At 62.6% G+C, this 15,746-nt stretch carries 14 protein-coding genes; 10 read left to right on the top strand and 4 right to left on the bottom strand.

What is annotated here, in order from left to right; translation table 11 throughout:
• The first annotated feature begins 53 nt into the window (after positions 1-53).
• Positions 54-1,532: an MFS transporter gene (locus MMB92_RS19905; RefSeq protein ID WP_277562877.1), complete on the top strand. Its 1,479-nt coding sequence runs from the start codon at positions 54-56 to the stop codon at positions 1,530-1,532.
• 10 nt (positions 1,533-1,542) lie between these two features.
• Here MMB92_RS19905 and MMB92_RS19900 read toward each other — a convergent pair whose 3' ends face one another.
• The gene (locus MMB92_RS19900) at positions 1,543-2,349 is read right to left on the bottom strand and encodes a helix-turn-helix domain-containing protein (protein ID WP_062885784.1); all 807 of its coding nucleotides are present in this window, start codon (positions 2,347-2,349) and stop codon (positions 1,543-1,545) included.
• Positions 2,350-2,428: 79 nt separating this feature from the next.
• On the bottom strand, positions 2,429-3,373 hold the full coding sequence (locus MMB92_RS19895; RefSeq protein WP_062885783.1) for a LysR family transcriptional regulator: 945 nt from the start codon (positions 3,371-3,373) through the stop codon (positions 2,429-2,431).
• 255 nt (positions 3,374-3,628) lie between these two features.
• Here MMB92_RS19895 and MMB92_RS19890 point away from each other — a divergent pair, with 255 nt between their 5' ends.
• The 7 genes from MMB92_RS19890 to MMB92_RS19860 all read left to right on the top strand — a co-directional run bounded on the left by MMB92_RS19890 (position 3,629) and on the right by MMB92_RS19860 (position 9,955).
• Positions 3,629-4,954, top strand: coding sequence for a cation:dicarboxylase symporter family transporter (locus MMB92_RS19890; protein ID WP_062885782.1), 1,326 nt, complete (start codon positions 3,629-3,631; stop codon positions 4,952-4,954).
• 23 nt (positions 4,955-4,977) lie between these two features.
• Entirely contained in the window at positions 4,978-5,538 is a 561-nt protein-coding gene (locus MMB92_RS19885) for a hypothetical protein (RefSeq protein ID WP_062885781.1), read from the top strand.
• 13 nt (positions 5,539-5,551) lie between these two features.
• Entirely contained in the window at positions 5,552-6,379 is an 828-nt protein-coding gene (locus MMB92_RS19880; protein WP_062885780.1) for a glucose 1-dehydrogenase, read from the top strand.
• The gene (locus tag MMB92_RS19875) at positions 6,379-7,215 is read left to right on the top strand and encodes an amidohydrolase family protein (RefSeq protein ID WP_062885779.1); all 837 of its coding nucleotides are present in this window, start codon (positions 6,379-6,381) and stop codon (positions 7,213-7,215) included. The genes MMB92_RS19880 and MMB92_RS19875 overlap by 1 nt, the downstream gene beginning before the upstream one ends.
• Before the next feature lie 78 nt (positions 7,216-7,293).
• Positions 7,294-8,079, top strand: a complete 786-nt coding sequence (locus MMB92_RS19870) for a substrate-binding domain-containing protein (RefSeq protein ID WP_062885778.1) — start codon at positions 7,294-7,296, stop codon at positions 8,077-8,079.
• Positions 8,080-8,111: 32 nt separating this feature from the next.
• Positions 8,112-9,002, top strand: coding sequence for an alpha/beta hydrolase (locus MMB92_RS19865; protein ID WP_062885777.1), 891 nt, complete (start codon positions 8,112-8,114; stop codon positions 9,000-9,002).
• A gap of 218 nt (positions 9,003-9,220) precedes the next feature.
• Positions 9,221-9,955, top strand: coding sequence for an alpha/beta hydrolase (locus tag MMB92_RS19860; RefSeq protein ID WP_277562892.1), 735 nt, complete (start codon positions 9,221-9,223; stop codon positions 9,953-9,955).
• A gap of 782 nt (positions 9,956-10,737) precedes the next feature.
• Here MMB92_RS19860 and MMB92_RS19855 read toward each other — a convergent pair.
• On the bottom strand, positions 10,738-11,184 hold the full coding sequence (locus MMB92_RS19855; protein WP_062885775.1) for a carboxymuconolactone decarboxylase family protein: 447 nt from the start codon (positions 11,182-11,184) through the stop codon (positions 10,738-10,740).
• A gap of 161 nt (positions 11,185-11,345) precedes the next feature.
• On the opposite strand from MMB92_RS19855, the gene MMB92_RS19850 reads away from it, so the two are divergent.
• Positions 11,346-12,788: a PLP-dependent aminotransferase family protein gene (locus tag MMB92_RS19850; RefSeq protein ID WP_124489443.1), complete on the top strand. Its 1,443-nt coding sequence runs from the start codon at positions 11,346-11,348 to the stop codon at positions 12,786-12,788.
• A 378-nt stretch (positions 12,789-13,166) separates the two neighbouring features.
• Here MMB92_RS19850 and MMB92_RS19845 read toward each other — a convergent pair whose 3' ends face one another.
• A complete protein-coding gene (locus MMB92_RS19845; protein ID WP_062885773.1) occupies positions 13,167-14,120 on the bottom strand; it encodes an aromatic alcohol reductase in 954 nt (317 codons plus the stop codon).
• A gap of 92 nt (positions 14,121-14,212) precedes the next feature.
• Between MMB92_RS19845 and MMB92_RS19840 the strand changes: the two genes are divergently transcribed.
• Positions 14,213-14,626 carry a helix-turn-helix domain-containing protein gene (locus tag MMB92_RS19840; protein WP_062885772.1) on the top strand — a complete coding sequence of 138 codons (414 nt, stop codon included), beginning with the start codon at positions 14,213-14,215 and terminating at the stop codon, positions 14,624-14,626.
• The last annotated feature ends 1,120 nt before the right edge of the window (positions 14,627-15,746 follow it).

Below are 15,746 nucleotides of genomic sequence, written 5' to 3'. Positions count from 1 at the left end.
CACAGGTAGCGTAGCGCGCCGCACTGCGCCTGCCATCGCTCTGGTTTCATTGAATGAAACTGTCAGGCACGGTAGATTTGTTTCATGCAGTGAAACGGCGAGATTGCGGTTGGGGCCGAGCCGCCGATAATCGATCTCACCGCCGCCGAATGGATGGATCGAACGTACGCCGCGGCGTGACCAACAAGACTGGAGACAAGATGCAACCCGCCATTGCAACAGAATCGCTCGAGCGAAGCGGCGCCGACCGGCCGGCACTCGACGCGGTTTATGCCAAGGTGACGAAACGGCTGCTGCCGTTCCTCTTCATCTGTTATGTATTCGCTTACATCGATCGCGCCAATATCGGCTTCGCGCATCTGCAGTTCTCGCGCGACATTGGTCTGACGGAAGCGTCGTTCGGCTTCGGCGTCGGACTGTTCTACGTCGGGTATATGATTTTCGAGGTGCCGAGCAACCTGTGGCTTGCTCGTGTCGGCGTGCGCAAGACGCTGATGCGGATCATGGCCCTCTGGGGGCTTGTGTCTGCGGGCACCGCGTTCGTGCAGACGCCGACCCAGTTTTATATTGCGCGGGTTTTACTCGGTGCGGCCGAGGCAGGCTTCTTTCCCGGCGTCATCCTGTACTTCACGTACTGGTTCCCGTCGGCGCGTCGCGCACGCGTGACGGCAATCTTCATGACGGCGATCTGCGTGTCCGGCATCGTCAGCGGCCCCGTTTCCGGTTTCATCCTGAACAACCTGTCGGGCTTGCTTCAGCTCCGGGGATGGCAATGGCTGTTCGTGATCGAAGGGTTGCCGTCCGTCGTGGCCGGCCTGTTCGCATATATCTATCTGACCGATCGCCCGGAGCACGCGACGTGGCTGAGTGCGGACGAGAAGGCGCTGCTGCGCCGCGAACTTGACCACGATGCAGCGCTCAAGGCGTCGCACGCACATGGCTCGATCTGGGATGCGCTGAAGGAACCCAAGTTCTATTTCCTGACGTTCGCGTATTTCAGCGTGCCGTGGGCGAGCATTGTCGTGCACGTCTGGGCGCCGAGCGTGATTCGAAAGAGCGGCATCACGAACTTCTGGTACATCGGTCTGCTGTCGGCCATTCCCTATGTATTCGGTGCCCTCGCGATGTACTGGCTCGGACGCCATTCCGACCGCAAGCTCGAACGGCGGTGGCATTTCATGGGCAGCGCCGTGACGGCCGCGCTCGGCGTCGCGCTGCTGCCGGCGGCGGCGGCGCAGCCGGCAGCGCTCATCGTGCTGCTTTGCATCGCCACGGCCGGCTATCTCGGGATGCTGTCGTTGTTCTGGACGATCCCGCCGGCTTATCTGTCGAGCACCGTAGCCGCGAGCGGCATCGGCCTCATCAGCAGTCTCGGCCAGTTCGGCGGCATCGCGGCGCCTTCGGTGATCGGCTACACGTCGACCCATTTCGGAAGCAGTGCGATCGGCCTGTTTACGGTAGCGGCCGTTTCGATCCTCGGCGGCCTTGCCGTCGTGCTCGGCATTCCGGCCCGCGCGATTCGCGAACGCTGACGCGGTGCGCTCAACTGTCGAGCTGGAGCGTCGCGGCGACGATGTCGTCGCGTAGCCTGAGCAGTCTCGCGGAAAGACGCTCGGTGACCGACGACGGTGCATCGAGCGTACGTAAGCTGAAATTGAGGACAAGTGTGCGATGGCCGGCGATCTCGAGCGGCGTCGCCAACGCGACGACCTCGGGTTGCCAGCTCGCCGCGCAAAACCCGTGCGAATGAACCGATGCAATCGCGTCGTCGATTTCCGACCGGATCTGCGGCCAGGACTGGCGATTCCGCTTGAGCGCAGCGAGTTGCTTCGAACAGGCCGCGTCCGGCAACGACGCAAGATACGCACGTCCGAGCGACGTGAGCGCCATCGGCACGCGCTGGCCGCTGACCACCGTGCGAAGCGACGCGCGGGGGCTGTATCGGATCGATTCGAGATACACCATGTCGTCGCGATCCGGCCCGGCGATGCCGACGTTGATATGCAGCGCCTGCGCCGTTTCCCGAATGCGTGGCGCGGCTGCCTGCAGCACCGTCGAGCTGCTCCGGAGCGCCTGCGCGAGACCCAGAACCGGCAGGCCGAGCCGGTAGCCGCGGCGAATGGCGTCGTGCTCGAGATACCCGGATTCGACGAGCGTCCGCGCGAGCCGGCTGACCGTCGCCTTGGGCAGGCCGGTCAATTCGACGAGATCACCGTTGCCGAGCAGGGTCGCGCCGGATCCGAATGCGCGCAGCAGTTCCAGGCCGCGTTCCAGGGAGCGGTTCGAAACCGTCGACGTCGAGGCGCGTTCGGTTGCGTCGGGCGAACGCGAGGGGCGAGGTTCACGCATGGTTGCAGTCGCTTGGAATGGTGAGAATCGGAGAGTGTCGAATGCTCCGCCTGAACGGCGCAGGATCGTATTCGGTCGGCTATTCACGGTCGCCCGTCGCGAGCCACACGACTTGATCACTCCAGGTCTGGTCGCGCGTAAAGCGGAACAGTTTGTCCTTGAGCAGGTGGATCCACGCATCAACCAGACGCGACGGACGATTTTCGCGCAACGTGCTGATCGATACGGTCGAGCGGATGGCAGGGCGCTCGATCGCGATTGCCTTCAACTCGCCCCGCGCCAGTTCCTCCTGGATCGCGACATAGGTGAGCAACGAATAGCCGACACCCGCGCGAACCAGCTGCTTGGTCAGCGCGACGCTGTCGATCTCGAATTCGACGCGCAATCGGACGCCGTGCTGGACGGCGGCCTGATCGATCAAGCGCCGGTTGCTGTGCGGAAGGCCGGGCAGGATCAACGGCATGTTCGCGAGGTCGCGGATCTGCAACGACTTGCGCGCGGAAGCCGCATCGGGCGGCGCTACGACGATCAACGGCTCGCTGAAGAGCGGAACGATATCGAACGCATCGAGCGGAGGCTGGTTGTAGACCACCGCAAGATCGACGCGCCTGTCGAGCACCCATTCCTGCAGCGAGTTGCTGAGCCCCTCGCGAACATGGAGCGATACGCCCGGCCAGTGCGTGTGAAAGTCACGAACGAGATCGGTGCCGATCAACCGGCCGATCGTCGGCGGCAGTCCGACGGCAAGATAGCCCCGCTCGGCATCGACGCTGGCGCGCACCTGGTCCGCCGTTTCGCTGACCATTCGCGTGATCATCTCGGCATGCTCGAGGAGGCGCGATCCCGCGGCCGTCAAACGAACGCCGCGTCCGTAGCGGGTAAAGAGCGCCACGCCGATCTCTTCCTCGAGCTTGGCGATCTGGCGGCTCAGCGCCGGTTGCGCGATATACAGCTCCGCGGCCGCGCGACTGAAACTGCCGGCGCGGGCGACGTGGATGAAGCTGCGCAGTTCTCGAATGTCCATGTTGATTTTAAGCTATGCCTTCGTGGCATAGAAATACATGTTCATAAGGTCTTTGTCAAAGAAGTTGGCGGATTCTATGCTGCGAACAGATAGCAGATCAACCCATAACGATTCCGGAGACACCATGCATCCCCATCCTCGCGTTCATTCCATTCGTCGTTTGCGGCTGTGCCGCAGCGCTTCGCCGACTCGGCGCTGAGCGGCCTTCGTCGATCATCCGAAGAATCACCGAACACGCTATAGCGAGGAATACTGATGAAAAGCTTGAAGAAACTTCACGTCCAGGTATTGATCGGGCTGGCATGCGCGATCGTGCTGGGCCTGCTGGCGCCGAAGACCGCGATCGCGATGAAGCCGTTCGGGCAGGGGTTCATCGCGTTGTTGAAGATGATGCTCGCGCCGATCATCTTCTGCACGCTGGTGCAGGGCATGGCACACGTCAAGGATCTCAGGATGCTGGGCCGAATGGGCGTGAAATCGCTTGTGTACTTCGAAGTGGTCAGCACGATCGCAATGGTACTGGGCTTCGTGATGGTCAACGTGTTTCCTCCGGGCGCGGGTCTGCATGCCGCCAACATCGCCGAGAGCGCCGAAGCGTTGAAGACGACGTCGAGTGCCGGCGAGATCTCCGCCGTCAGCTACTTGCTGAGTCTCATTCCGCATACGCTCGTCGATGCGTTCGCGAAAGGCGACATCGTGCAGGTCCTGATCATCTCGATCCTGGCCGGGCTGGCGCTGAACGTATCGGTCGGCGCCGATTCGGTGGTACTGCGCGGCATCGACGAGGCGCAAAAGGTACTGTTCCGGATGCTCGCGTTCATCATGCGCCTCGCGCCGCTCGGCGCGTTCGGCGCGATGGCCGCCGCGGTCGGAAGCTACGGCGGTGTGACGCTGCTGTATCTGTTCAAGGTCATCGTTCTCTACTACGCGACGTCCGCGATCTTCGTGTTCGGTGTGCTCAGCGCGATCAGCTGGTCGATCGGCCTGCCGTTCGCCGGGATCATGCGGCTGATTCGTGACGAGCTTCTGCTGACGCTCGGTACCGCATCGAGCGAAGTGGTGTTTCCGCGCCTCGTCGAAAAGATGAAGCATGCCGGCTGCGATGAGGTGGTGGTCGGGTTCGTGCTGCCGGCCGGCTACAGCTTCAATCTCGACGGTACCGCCATCTACATGGCGATCGCAATTGGCTTCATCGCGCAGGCGACGGATACACCGTTCTCGCTCTGGCAGCAGCTTGGCCTGCTCGCGATTCTGAGCCTGACGTCCAAGGGCGGGACGACCGTCGCCGGCGGCGCGTTCGTCAAGCTCGCGGCCACGCTGCAGTCGGTGCGCTCGCTGCCGCTTGGCGGCCTGGGCCTGCTGTTCGGCATCGACCGGATCATGGCCACGGCGACCGCACTCGTGAACGTAGTTGGCAACACGATGGCGGTATTCGCGATCGCCCGCTGGGAAGGTCTGTTCGATGCTGCCGCATTCAACCGCGAAACCGGCCGAACGGCGCGACGTTCGATGCTGCGTTCGCGCACCGTGTCCGCCGAAGCACGGGCCGACCAGTCAGGCGCGCCCGCCAAAGCAAACTGAATTCCGTCGAGGTGATTTCATTCATGGAACGTATATCCACGCTCGCCCCCGAGCATATGTCGGACGCGCAGCGCCAGGTGTACGACGCAATCGCCAGCGGGCCCCGCAAAGGCGTACGCGGCCCGCTGGCAGTCTGGCTGCATCGCCCGAAGCTTGCCGGCTGCGCGCAGGCGCTCGGCCAGTACTGTCGCTACGACAGCAGCGTGCCGCCCCGGCTCTCCGAGCTGGTGATCCTGTCGATGGGGCGCCACTGGCTGGCCGAGTACGAATGGGCAGCGCACAAGCCGTTCGCGCTGGAGGCAGGGCTTTCGATCGACGTGATCAATGCGATTCGCGACGGCGTCGAGCCGCCGTTCGTCCGGGACGACGAGAAGCTCGTGCACGCGTTCGTGACGCAGCTGCATGAACGGCACGGGATCGACGACGCGCTGTATGCCGCGCTCGTCGATGCGCTTGGCGAAGGCGCGGTCGTCGATCTCGTCGGTATCGCCGGCTACTACACGCTGATCTCGATGACGATCAAGGTTTTCAAGGTGCCGCCGCCGGCCGGCGTGGCACCCGAACTTCCTGCAACACACGGTTGAATACACACACATCATGAACGATACATCCATCAATGAAGCGGGCGCAGGCCGCCTGCAAGGCAAGGTCGCGATCGTCACGGGGGCGGGCTGCGTCGGGCCGGGCTGGGGCAACGGCCGCGCGGTGGCCGCACTGTTTGCCGCCGCTGGCGCGAAGATCTTCGCCGTGGATATCAACATGGACGCGATGGCCGAGACGGTCCGCCGTGTCGCCGAGCTTGGCGGGGATATCATCGCGCATACGTGCGACGTCACGAACAGCGACGCCGTCGCGGCCATGGTCGACGCGTGCTGCGCAACCTACGGGCGCGTGGACATCCTCGTCAACAACGTCGGCGGTTCCGCCGCGGGTGGCCCGGTCGCACTGTCCGAGGAGGCGTGGGACAAGCAGGTTGCATTCAACCTGAAGAGCGTCTACCTGACCTGCAAGCACGTACTGCCGGTCATGGAGCAGCAGGGTGCCGGCGCGATCGTCAACACGGCGTCGACCTCCGGCATCCGCTGGACCGGCTCCGCGCAGGTCGCGTATGCCGCCTGCAAGGCCGGCGTGATCCAGCTGTCGAAGGTAGTGGCCGTCGAGTACGCGAAGAAGGGCATCCGCGTCAACACGGTCGTGCCGGGTCAGCTGCATACGCCGATGGTCGAGGCGCGCCTGGCCGGGCAACGCTCCGGCGGCAACGTCGACAAGCTGCTCGAAAGCCGGCTCGCCCGCATTCCGCTCGGCTTCATGGGTGATGGCCGCGACACGGCGAACGCCGCGCTGTTCCTGGCCTCTGACGAAGCTCGATTCATCACCGGTACGGAAATCGTCGTGGATGGCGGCATGACGGCACGGTGCGACTGATGGCGCAGGTTCCGCAGGGCCGCCCCGCAAACACAGTATGGGATTGCCACACGCACATCTACGGGCCGTGGGAACAGTTTCCGGTGCCGGCCGACGCCGCCTACTTGCCCGAAGCGGCGCCGATGTCGCGCTTGCTCGCGGTGCACGAACGACTCGGCGTCACGCATGGCGTGATCGTCCAGGCCGCGTGCTATCGGCACGATCACGCCGCGTTGCTTGCTGCGATCGCTGCGACCGGCGGCGCGTACCGCGGCGTCGCGCTCGTTGACGACACGATGGACGACGGCGCGTTGCGCGAGCTTCACGAAGGCGGCGTGCGCGGCATTCGGTTCAACTTCATGGGGCACTTGCCCGGGGAGCGCGACACGGACAAGCTGCTGCGCATCGCGGAGCGCATTGCCGGGCTCGGCTGGCACGTGCTGCTGCACGGCCGGCTCGCCGACCTGCTCCCAGTGCTCGACACATGGGCCGGGGTCGACATTCCAATGGTGATCGATCACATGGCGCGCCCGTCGTTACAAGCGCCGTGGAACGACGACGAACGCGACGCGTTGATCGTCCATCTCGGCAATCCGCACCGCTGGATCAAGCTGTCCGGCGTGGATCGATGCGCGGGCGGCGACGCGCACGCGTGGCCGGATGCACGGCCGCTCGCGCGCCGGCTGCTCGCTGCCGCACCCGACCGGGCGATCTGGGGATCGGACTGGCCGCATCCGAACATCGAAGGTGTGGCCCCGGACGACTCCGCGCTGCTGGCGTTCGTTCGAGACCTGTGCGGCGACGACGCGCTTGCGGATGCCGTGCTGGCCGGCAATCCGCTGCGGCTCTACGGCTGAGCCGCAGCAGCCCGGGCTTCGACACCCGGTGACAACCAGAAAACACATTCGACTTGCAGTGAACCTCAAGGAGGAGACATGAAGGAAAAACGGAGCTGGCGGACTTGCGTGGCCGCCGCGACATGGGTAACGCTGTGCGCGGCGTCTCAGGGCGCGCATGCCGACGACATTCACGTACTGGCAACCGGCGCGCTGCACGGCGCGTTCGGGCAACTGGTGCCGATGTTTGAAAAATCGTCGGGACATCGTCTCGAGATTGCCTGGGGGCCGTCGTACGGCACGTCCCCAGAGGCATTGCCAATGCGCCTGCGCAATGGCGAGAAGGTCGACATCTGCTTCATGATCAAGCCGGCGCTTCAGCAGGAAGTCGACGCCGGCCGATTCGACAGGGCCACGCTGTCGGACATCGCCGCCAGCGGAATCGGCGTCGCGGTGCGCAAGGGTATCGCCGTGCCCGACGTCAGTACGGACGACGCGCTGCGTCGCGCGTTGCTCTCCGCCAAATCGGTTGCTTTCTCCGAAGGAGCGAGCGGCACCTACATCGTGGGCACGCTGTTCAAGCGGCTCGGCATCGCCGAGCAGATGAAGTCGAAGAGCGTGCTGATTCGCGGCAAGGAACTGGTCGGCACCGCACTCGCGCGCGGTGACGCCGACCTGGGGCTGCAGCAGATCAGCGAACTGAAGGTGACGCCGGGCATCGACTTCGCGGGCCCGCTGCCTGCCGGCGTGCAGAAGACCAGCGTGATCTCGTCGGCGATCGCCGCGAATGCGCAAGCCGTCGAGGCGTCGCGCGCGTTCGCGGCTTTCCTGAAGACGGCGCCCGCCGTGGACGTTCTGCGGAAAACCGGCCTCGATCCGCTTTGAAGCGACGGCCCGTATCGAATCATGAGGAGACAATGAAAGCGAACCAGATCCTGACGCGGCTCGTGCTTGCCGCGGCACTGGCAACCTCGGTTGCCGCCTGCTCCACGCCCCCTGTCGACGCGAACGCGGTTCAACGCACGCTCGTCTCGAAGGGCGACGTTCAGATCGAAACGCTTGCGCAAGGGCGCGGGCCCGTGATCGTGATCCTGCCGTCGCTCGCACGCGGCGCGGAAGATTACGACGAAGTCGCCCGCATGCTCGCGCACGACGGATTTCGTGTATTGCGGCCGCAACCGAGAGGCATCGGCCGCAGCACGGGGCCGATGCGCGACCTCGACCTGCATGCCTTCGCATCCGATGTGGCGCTCGTGCTCGATCGCGAACATACGGGGCCCGTCGTAATCGTTGGACATGCGTGGGGCAGCCAGCCCGCGCGCATGCTCGCGGTCGACCGTCCCGATCTCGTGCGCGGCCTGGTGATGGCCGCGGCTTCGGCGGGCAAGTTGCCGCCGGGGTCGACCGAGAAGCCGTATGGCCGCCTGCGCGAAGCGATCGACGGCGCGGGCGACCCTCGGGTGCCGGAAGCACAGCGGCTGATCTACCTGCGGCAGGCGTTCTTCGCACCGGGGCACGACCCGCATGCCTGGCTGACCGGCTGGTATCCCGCGGTACACACGGCACAGGCCCACGCACGCAACGTCACGCCGATCGATGCGTATTTCGGCGGCGGCAAGGTGCCGATGCTCGATCTGCAGGCGCAGTACGACGCCGTCGTCGTGCCGAACGTGTTCAAGCCGTGGCTCGGCGATCGCGTGACGGTGCAGGTAGTCCCGAACGCCGGTCATGCCATGGCGCCCGAGCAGCCGCGCGCGATGAGCGATGCGATCGCCGCTTTTGCGCGCAAGGTCTACGGCACGAGCTGATCGGCCGCGGAATGCGCCGAAAGAAATGAATGCGTCTGTCAATCAATCAGGAGATCCGGAACATGAAGGTATCGAAACGCGGCATTGTCGCCGCATGCGTATTGTGGTGGACGGTGTCCGCCTTTGCATCGTCCGGCGGGGCGGCGGTCGATCGGGAAATCGTGCGGCATGGCGATGTGCAGATCGAGGTGATGCGCCAGGGGCAAGGCCCGTTGATCGTGATCCTGCCGTCGCTCGGGCGCTCGGGCCGGGATTACGACGTGGTTGCCGAGCGGCTCGTGGCGGACGGCTTTCGCGTGCTGCGCCCGGAGCCGCGCGGCATCGGGCAGAGCAAGGGGCCGATGGACAACCTGTCGGTCCATGATTTCGCGGCGGACGTAGCGACAGTGATCGAGAACGAGCGTCGCGGGCCTGCGATCGTCGTCGGCCATGCATGGGGGAACTTCCCGGCGCGCATGCTGGCTGTCGACCGGCCCGATCTCGTTCGCGGTGTCGTGCTCGCGGCCGCATCCGCGGGAAAGGTGCCGCCGGGTTCGACGGAAAAGCCGATCAGCGCGGAGATTCGGCAGGCGATCGACGGCGCCGGGGACATGTCGCTGCCGGAAGCCAAGCGGATCGAATATCTGAAGAAGGCATTCTTTGCGCCGGGCCACGATCCGCGAGTCTGGCTCGACGGTTGGCATGCCGCCACGCACGACGCCGAATCGCATGCGCGCGAGACGACGCCGGTCGATGCGTATTTTGCGGCCGGCACCGCGCCGATCCTCGATCTCCAAGCCGAATACGACGCCGTCGCACCGCGCCGGTTCTCGAATGTGCTGAAGTCGATGCTTGGCGATCGTGTGACGATTGTCAGGATTCAGAATGCAGGTCACGCGCTTGCGCCCGAGCAGCCGGTTGCCATGGCCGACGCCATCGCAGCGTTTGCGCGGAAGATCACGGCCGCGCAGTGAAGATCCGGTAAAGGCGGCTCGATAGGGCCGCCGTGCATCATCGCGGGGAGCGTCCCATGCTCCCCCGAAATTCTTCCATCTGACGAGTGCGGGCCACGTTTTGTCGGTCCGTTTTCGTAGAGCAAAGCAAAGATGTCAATTCGAGGTGTCCGTCGCACGTGGCTCTTCGCGCCCGAGTTGACGACATTATCGACAATCTCACCGAAATAATGTCGTCACTTCGTCTATGTCCGAAGCAAAGTCGTCAATTCGCGTCGTACGCTCCCCTGAACGACCGTAGAGGCATGATTTATATACGATTCTCGGTATGCGAATCGTTCAGTCGCGACGCCCCGCCCCGGACACGCCCTGGAGGACTGCATGGGCGGTGGCGGCTCGGCCGCTACTGACGGCTTCCGGCCATGAGCGGCCGGTCGAGGTCGTCGTCCAGTTTGGCTGACCGAGGCCTCGTCCGCCCTCGCTCAATGGCCGGTCTTCGGTGAGCAGATCGCAGGTGGCATTGCCTCCACGCAGCCAGAAGCGGCCGCACAAGACGCAAGGAGAGTGACCATTTCCTGGCGGATGACCGCCGGTCAGATTCGATTGACTCGCACGCTATGGACCGAGCCTTAGCTTGGAAACGGCAGGTGCACACGACCTCCGTATCCGCCTCGCCCTTTTACATGAGGTCGCAACTGGCTGATGCATTTTCAGTAGCCGCTGCGGCAATTAACCGTATCCATTGGCTTGACGACACAGCGCGGATTTAGTCGGTCGAGTCGGCGTCCGATGCCTCTGTGAACTCACGTCCTGGCGGCGACCGGGAGTCGGAATGGGGCGCCGAGACGGTTGAAGGCGTTCATCGCGGCAATCGTTATCGTGAGGTCGACAAGTTCCTTCGGCGAGAACGCCGCCGAGGCCGCCGCATAGGCTTCATCTGAAGCATGCGTTTCGCTGACGAGAGTCACCTCTTCGGCCCAAGCCAAGGCGGCGCGCTCCTGAGCGGAGAACAGGTGTGGGACTTCGTCCCACACGGGCACCAGGGTCACCTTGTCGATGGACATGGTCTTTCTAAGATCGCGACTGTGCATATCAATGCAATGGGCACATCCGTTAATCTGTGAAACACGGAGGAACACGAGATGAATGAGTTCCTCGGGCAGGTTGGTGCTTTTGGTCACATAGTGATGGACACCGAAAAGCGCTTTTGCGCCGTCCGGTGCGATCTCGCTCCAGTTCAAGCGTGTCATCTTTGTCCTTTGCCGTTTGGCCATAAAATAACGTCTCTTGGGTCACGGTCGCGGGTTGGTTACTTCCCCTTCGCGCGTGACTCATGACATAACGCGACGTTACTAGCCCGAGATTACGGACAACAGGCCCAAGAATTGGCGAAATGACTGAGCCAAAGACTATGCCCACGCTTGCGATCGAGATAGACCGTACTGCGGCGGCGCCCGTTGGCGAGCAGATCTACGCGAGCCTCAGGCAAGCGATTGTCGACGGCCGTCTTCAACCCGGAAGACGGTTACCCTCTGGAAGGGATCTCGCTGCTCAGCTCGGCGTCGCGCGCGGAACGATTCTGGTGGCCTACGAGCGGCTGGCTTCCGAGAAGCTAGTGGTCGGCGCAGGCTCCGCCGGCACACGCGTCTGCGCGCAACTTCCTCCAGCGCCAACCGAGACCGAGATTCCGCTCGATGGGCCACTGGATGCCTTTACACGACCGTATTCGAGCGCGCCACTACCGTTCCAGATGGGCGTACCGGCTCACGATGCATTCCCCGCCAAGGTCTGGGCTCGAATGCGAGCGCGGGCTGTCCGGGCGGACGCCACCGGATACACGACCTACGCCGACCCTCGCGGCGAGCGCGGCTTGCGCGCACAGATTGCCAGTCACCTGGCCATCAGCCGACAGATTCAATGCCATCCCGATCAAGTTTTTGTGACCAGTGGATACCGTCAGGGACTGATGCTTACACTGATCGCGCTCAGAGCTCACGGTCGCACCGCGTGGATCGAAGAACCGGGCTATCCGCTCGGAAGGAAAGCTCTGGAGCTGGCGGGGCTTACGGTTGCCCCCATCTCCGTAGATGTCGAGGGATTACGTGTCGAGGAAGGAATCGCTCGTGCTCCGCATGCCGCGTTAGCGCTGGTTACGCCAGGCCAACATGCGCCGCTGGGCGTCGCCCTCTCGCCGATGAGAAGACGTACCCTGCTCGAATGGGCTGAAGCAAAGAATGCCTGGATCATCGAAGATGACTACCTGGGTGAACTACAGTTGGTTGGACGGGCGGCGCCCGCCTTGGCTGCGGGTGATGGCGCGCAACGCGTGATCCACATCGGCGCATTCAGTAAGACAATCAGCCCCGCGCTGGGCCTCGGCTTCGTCGTCGCGCCGCGCGCACTGGCCGAACGCGTTGTCGAAACAGTTTCAGTAATGGCACCTGCTCCGAATAGGACGACACAGCTGGCACTAACCGAGTTTCTCGCAGATGGACACTTCATGCGCCACCTCCGACACATGAAGAAGGTCTACGCTGAGCGCCGCTATCTCGCTGTTGAACTGCTCAGAAAGCGGTTTACGGAGGTCGTGGAATCGGGATTGGGGTTGATTGTCAAGTTGCCTGATGGCGTCGATGACCTGGAGATCGTTCATTCCGCGCGCAAGGAAAATCTTGCACCGTCTGCGCTGTCTGCGTGGTACCTACGGACAGAGCTCGCGAGGAACGGCCTACTTTTGAGCGTAACGAATCTTCGGCCCGACAACATCCGTGCGGCGTGTGATGCGCTCGAAGATGTTGTTTCAGCACGCATCTCGCAACATCGAGGCGTCGATGCAAGCCATCGTTTCTTTTGATCGGCTTGGATGGACCGGTATTGAGAGCTTTGCGGTCATCCGTCTCAGCATATCGGCGGTCCACTTCGGGTCGTGAGTACGCACTGCCGACTGGCCGCTTCCGGAAGCGGAATTCCACTGGCCGCTTTCCGGCGATGAGTTTGAAGAGGGGGCTGACGCAGCCCGACCCTAACCCGTCATCCAATCTTCAGCGCTGTCAACGACCGCTGACGAGCAACTTCCGCCAGCTGCCACATTGCTTTCACACGTCGATTTCATCCAGCAGAATTCGGTTGAAGTCAGTACAGAATACGGGAGCCCCCACCCATCGCTGGGGTCGGGCTTTCTTTCCGGGGAAGCAGTCGTCGATGCCGTTTGCCTAGATGGTCGGATTCACGATTACTCGCTGCGGCCCGAAGCAAGGTTTGCGTCGATCCACGATGCTACGTCGGTGACTGGAATGGCATGGCGTTGATTGAACGTCCCACTCTTGTCCCATGCGACACCCCGCCCTTGAGCAAACGCCGCACGATACTTGCGCATCATGTTGTTCGGGTCGCGCGCCAGCTCATCCAGCAAATACTGCACGCTCCACTCGGAACGACTGAAGGGGCGGCCGAGGGCCGCTTGCAGCTTGTCGGCGACCACCCCGTAAGTCACGGTGTCACCGGCCAGATATACAATTTCGTTCCGGATACGGGGTTGAGCGAACACGATCTCGGCAGTCAGCGCGCCGATATCATCGGGCGTCGTCAGCGTCACGGCGGTGTCGAGGCTGCCCAGCGCGTGGACTGCGTCGTTTTGCAGGTCAACGACACCGAAGTCTGGCTCAAACAGGTAGCTCATGAACATGCCGGTCGAGATGATGACCCACTCGGTCTCGTGCTGACTGCGCAGCAACTCGCGCACGTCCAGCTGTGCGTCGAAGATGTCCTGCGGACTGCCACGACCGATCACATCGAAGTCGACACCGAACTGCCACGGGAAGTACCTCGGGATGCGCGCCTGCAACGCCGCCCGCGCCAACTTCATCGGCGTGTCGATGCCGGCTGCGTAGCCCGCACAACCGATTACCGTGTCATATCCTGCGAATACGCCTGCGAGCTCATCAATAGAGCTCTTCACAAGATCGCCCACGACGATCTCGATCCCAAGGTCTCGAATCTCCGCGATATCATGTTGCTTGGCTGGTGCATTGGACTCAACGGCACTTGCGCGCAGCAGCACGCTGATCTTCGCGCCGGCCACGTCCTTCGCTCGACGTGCGAGATTGCGTAGCACTGGAAGGCCAAGTTCGCCAGCACCGAGCACGAGAATGTTTTGAGACGTGGCGTTAGGATCTGTTTGGTTCATCGTCTAGCCTGCTGAGAAATGTGTTGCGGCAGTCTAGCAATGCATGGACGTGTATGAAAGAAGGCACATGCGTGATACTGGGAGCCAGATAGTTGGATCGAGACGAACTTCTCCGATATTCGCAAACCGTTTGCGACGGCCTGCGAGACGATGATGACGGACTGCGGCGAGAGGTGCTCGCACACGCCGGGAGTCGTTGGTCGCTCGGTGTCGTCCACACGCTTGGCGTGTACGGCAGGCTGCGCCATGCCGAAATCGGCAGGCGCATGCACGGGGTGACTCAGCGGATGTTGACGCGCACGTTACGACAACTCGAACGTGACGGTCTGGTGCTCCGTCACGATTTCGATGAAGTGCCCCCTAGAGTCGAATACGAGTTATCCGACACGGGCATGGACCTGCTCGTTCGCATGGTCCCGTTGTGGACCTGGATTGTCGAGAATGCGGACCGCTTCAGAGAAGCGAGGCGGATTTTCGACAGCCAGAACCGCGACGCGAGCTCGTAGCTTGCCGATTGTTGATTTGCATTCCCTGCTTCCCTGGCGGGGATAAGGATTGACGTCTCTGAGTGAAAGGCTTATGGCGGCCGCGCATTTCTTACTTCGTCGTCTATCCATCCCAACGAGCCGCAACGTCCAAGATTCGCGCCCCTCGCTGATGTCTTGTTTCGGCTGGCGCACGAAGATTGATTGTTATCGGGGAAAACTGTCCTGTACTGCGAATTCTCAGTCAGCAGGTGACGCAAGCGCTAACACCGCCAACGCCAGTGTTCAAATCTTCGATGATCACGCTACGCGTCGCCAATCGGGCCGCCGAAGCACGACGGCACATTTCGACAAGGCAGAGTCTGATAGCTGAGCGGAACTGACGTTCGAATGTCCGCCGCGAGAGCGCGGTCGAACGCCCGCAAGTGGCCCGATTGGGTGAGGCCGCCAACGTCCGCTTTATGGTGCTCCAGTTCGCGAAAACATTGACTCGACTGACTGACCGGTTTGGAGGCGGCTGTCTGACCGGAGTGGGTCGCGAAGCGCCTCTCGCACGGCTCCAGAACGGCCGCTCGACGGCGCACGGGCTTGTTTGCCGACCTCGCCGAACGTTCTGGTAACGAGCTAAGCTTTGTTATCACGACAGTACGATCACCCATTCAAACTCGGGTTTCGCACAACGCGTGACAGGGGTTGCCGGCGCTGCAACGGCGCCGCGCGGCAGTTGACACTGGTCTTCGCAACACCGTGGCCGGTGACAACTTTAGTTCGCGACGTGCAACCCCATGAATTCACGACGGTTTCGCTCTTCATCGCCGGCGCGAGGCGGCGAAGTGACATTTTTACTTCCCAAACGGTGACAACTTTAATTTGATCTACGGCAACGCCGGGGCCGATGACGACTTTATTGCGCGACACTCATGCCCATGAATTTGCGACAGTTTTCCGTTTCCCAATCGATGCCGACCCGCGATGTGACATTTTTACTTCGCAAACGGTGACAACTTTGCTTTGGGGGGTGTCAGGATTTCCGTGTTCAAGGCGGGTTGAGTAATTACACGGAAGGCCGGATGAATCGATCTGCGTAAAGGATAGCGAATTGGTTCATGGCGGTCTTCCAGTCATGAGCTGCACTACCCCA

It is taken from the genome of Burkholderia sp. IO2, from assembly GCF_029522185.1.
Taxonomy (GTDB): Bacteria; Pseudomonadota; Gammaproteobacteria; order Burkholderiales; family Burkholderiaceae; genus Burkholderia; species Burkholderia cenocepacia.
The sequence above is the reverse complement of the archived record's forward strand: the minus strand, read 5'-3'. Positions and strand labels throughout refer to the sequence as shown.

What these genes read in the sequence shown, in the direction of transcription:
- MMB92_RS19905 (WP_277562877.1), top strand. Translation starts at nt 54, where the DNA reads ATGAAACTGTCAGGCACGGTAGATTTGTTTCATGCAGTGAAACGGCGA.
- MMB92_RS19900 (WP_062885784.1), bottom strand. Translation starts at nt 2,349, where the DNA reads ATGCGTGAACCTCGCCCCTCGCGTTCGCCCGACGCAACCGAACGCGCC.
- MMB92_RS19895 (WP_062885783.1), bottom strand. Translation starts at nt 3,373, where the DNA reads ATGGACATTCGAGAACTGCGCAGCTTCATCCACGTCGCCCGCGCCGGC.
- MMB92_RS19890 (WP_062885782.1), top strand. Translation starts at nt 3,629, where the DNA reads ATGAAAAGCTTGAAGAAACTTCACGTCCAGGTATTGATCGGGCTGGCA.
- MMB92_RS19885 (WP_062885781.1), top strand. Translation starts at nt 4,978, where the DNA reads ATGGAACGTATATCCACGCTCGCCCCCGAGCATATGTCGGACGCGCAG.
- MMB92_RS19880 (WP_062885780.1), top strand. Translation starts at nt 5,552, where the DNA reads ATGAACGATACATCCATCAATGAAGCGGGCGCAGGCCGCCTGCAAGGC.
- MMB92_RS19875 (WP_062885779.1), top strand. Translation starts at nt 6,379, where the DNA reads ATGGCGCAGGTTCCGCAGGGCCGCCCCGCAAACACAGTATGGGATTGC.
- MMB92_RS19870 (WP_062885778.1), top strand. Translation starts at nt 7,294, where the DNA reads ATGAAGGAAAAACGGAGCTGGCGGACTTGCGTGGCCGCCGCGACATGG.
- MMB92_RS19865 (WP_062885777.1), top strand. Translation starts at nt 8,112, where the DNA reads ATGAAAGCGAACCAGATCCTGACGCGGCTCGTGCTTGCCGCGGCACTG.
- MMB92_RS19855 (WP_062885775.1), bottom strand. Translation starts at nt 11,184, where the DNA reads ATGACACGCTTGAACTGGAGCGAGATCGCACCGGACGGCGCAAAAGCG.
- MMB92_RS19850 (WP_124489443.1), top strand. Translation starts at nt 11,346, where the DNA reads ATGCCCACGCTTGCGATCGAGATAGACCGTACTGCGGCGGCGCCCGTT.
- MMB92_RS19845 (WP_062885773.1), bottom strand. Translation starts at nt 14,120, where the DNA reads ATGAACCAAACAGATCCTAACGCCACGTCTCAAAACATTCTCGTGCTC.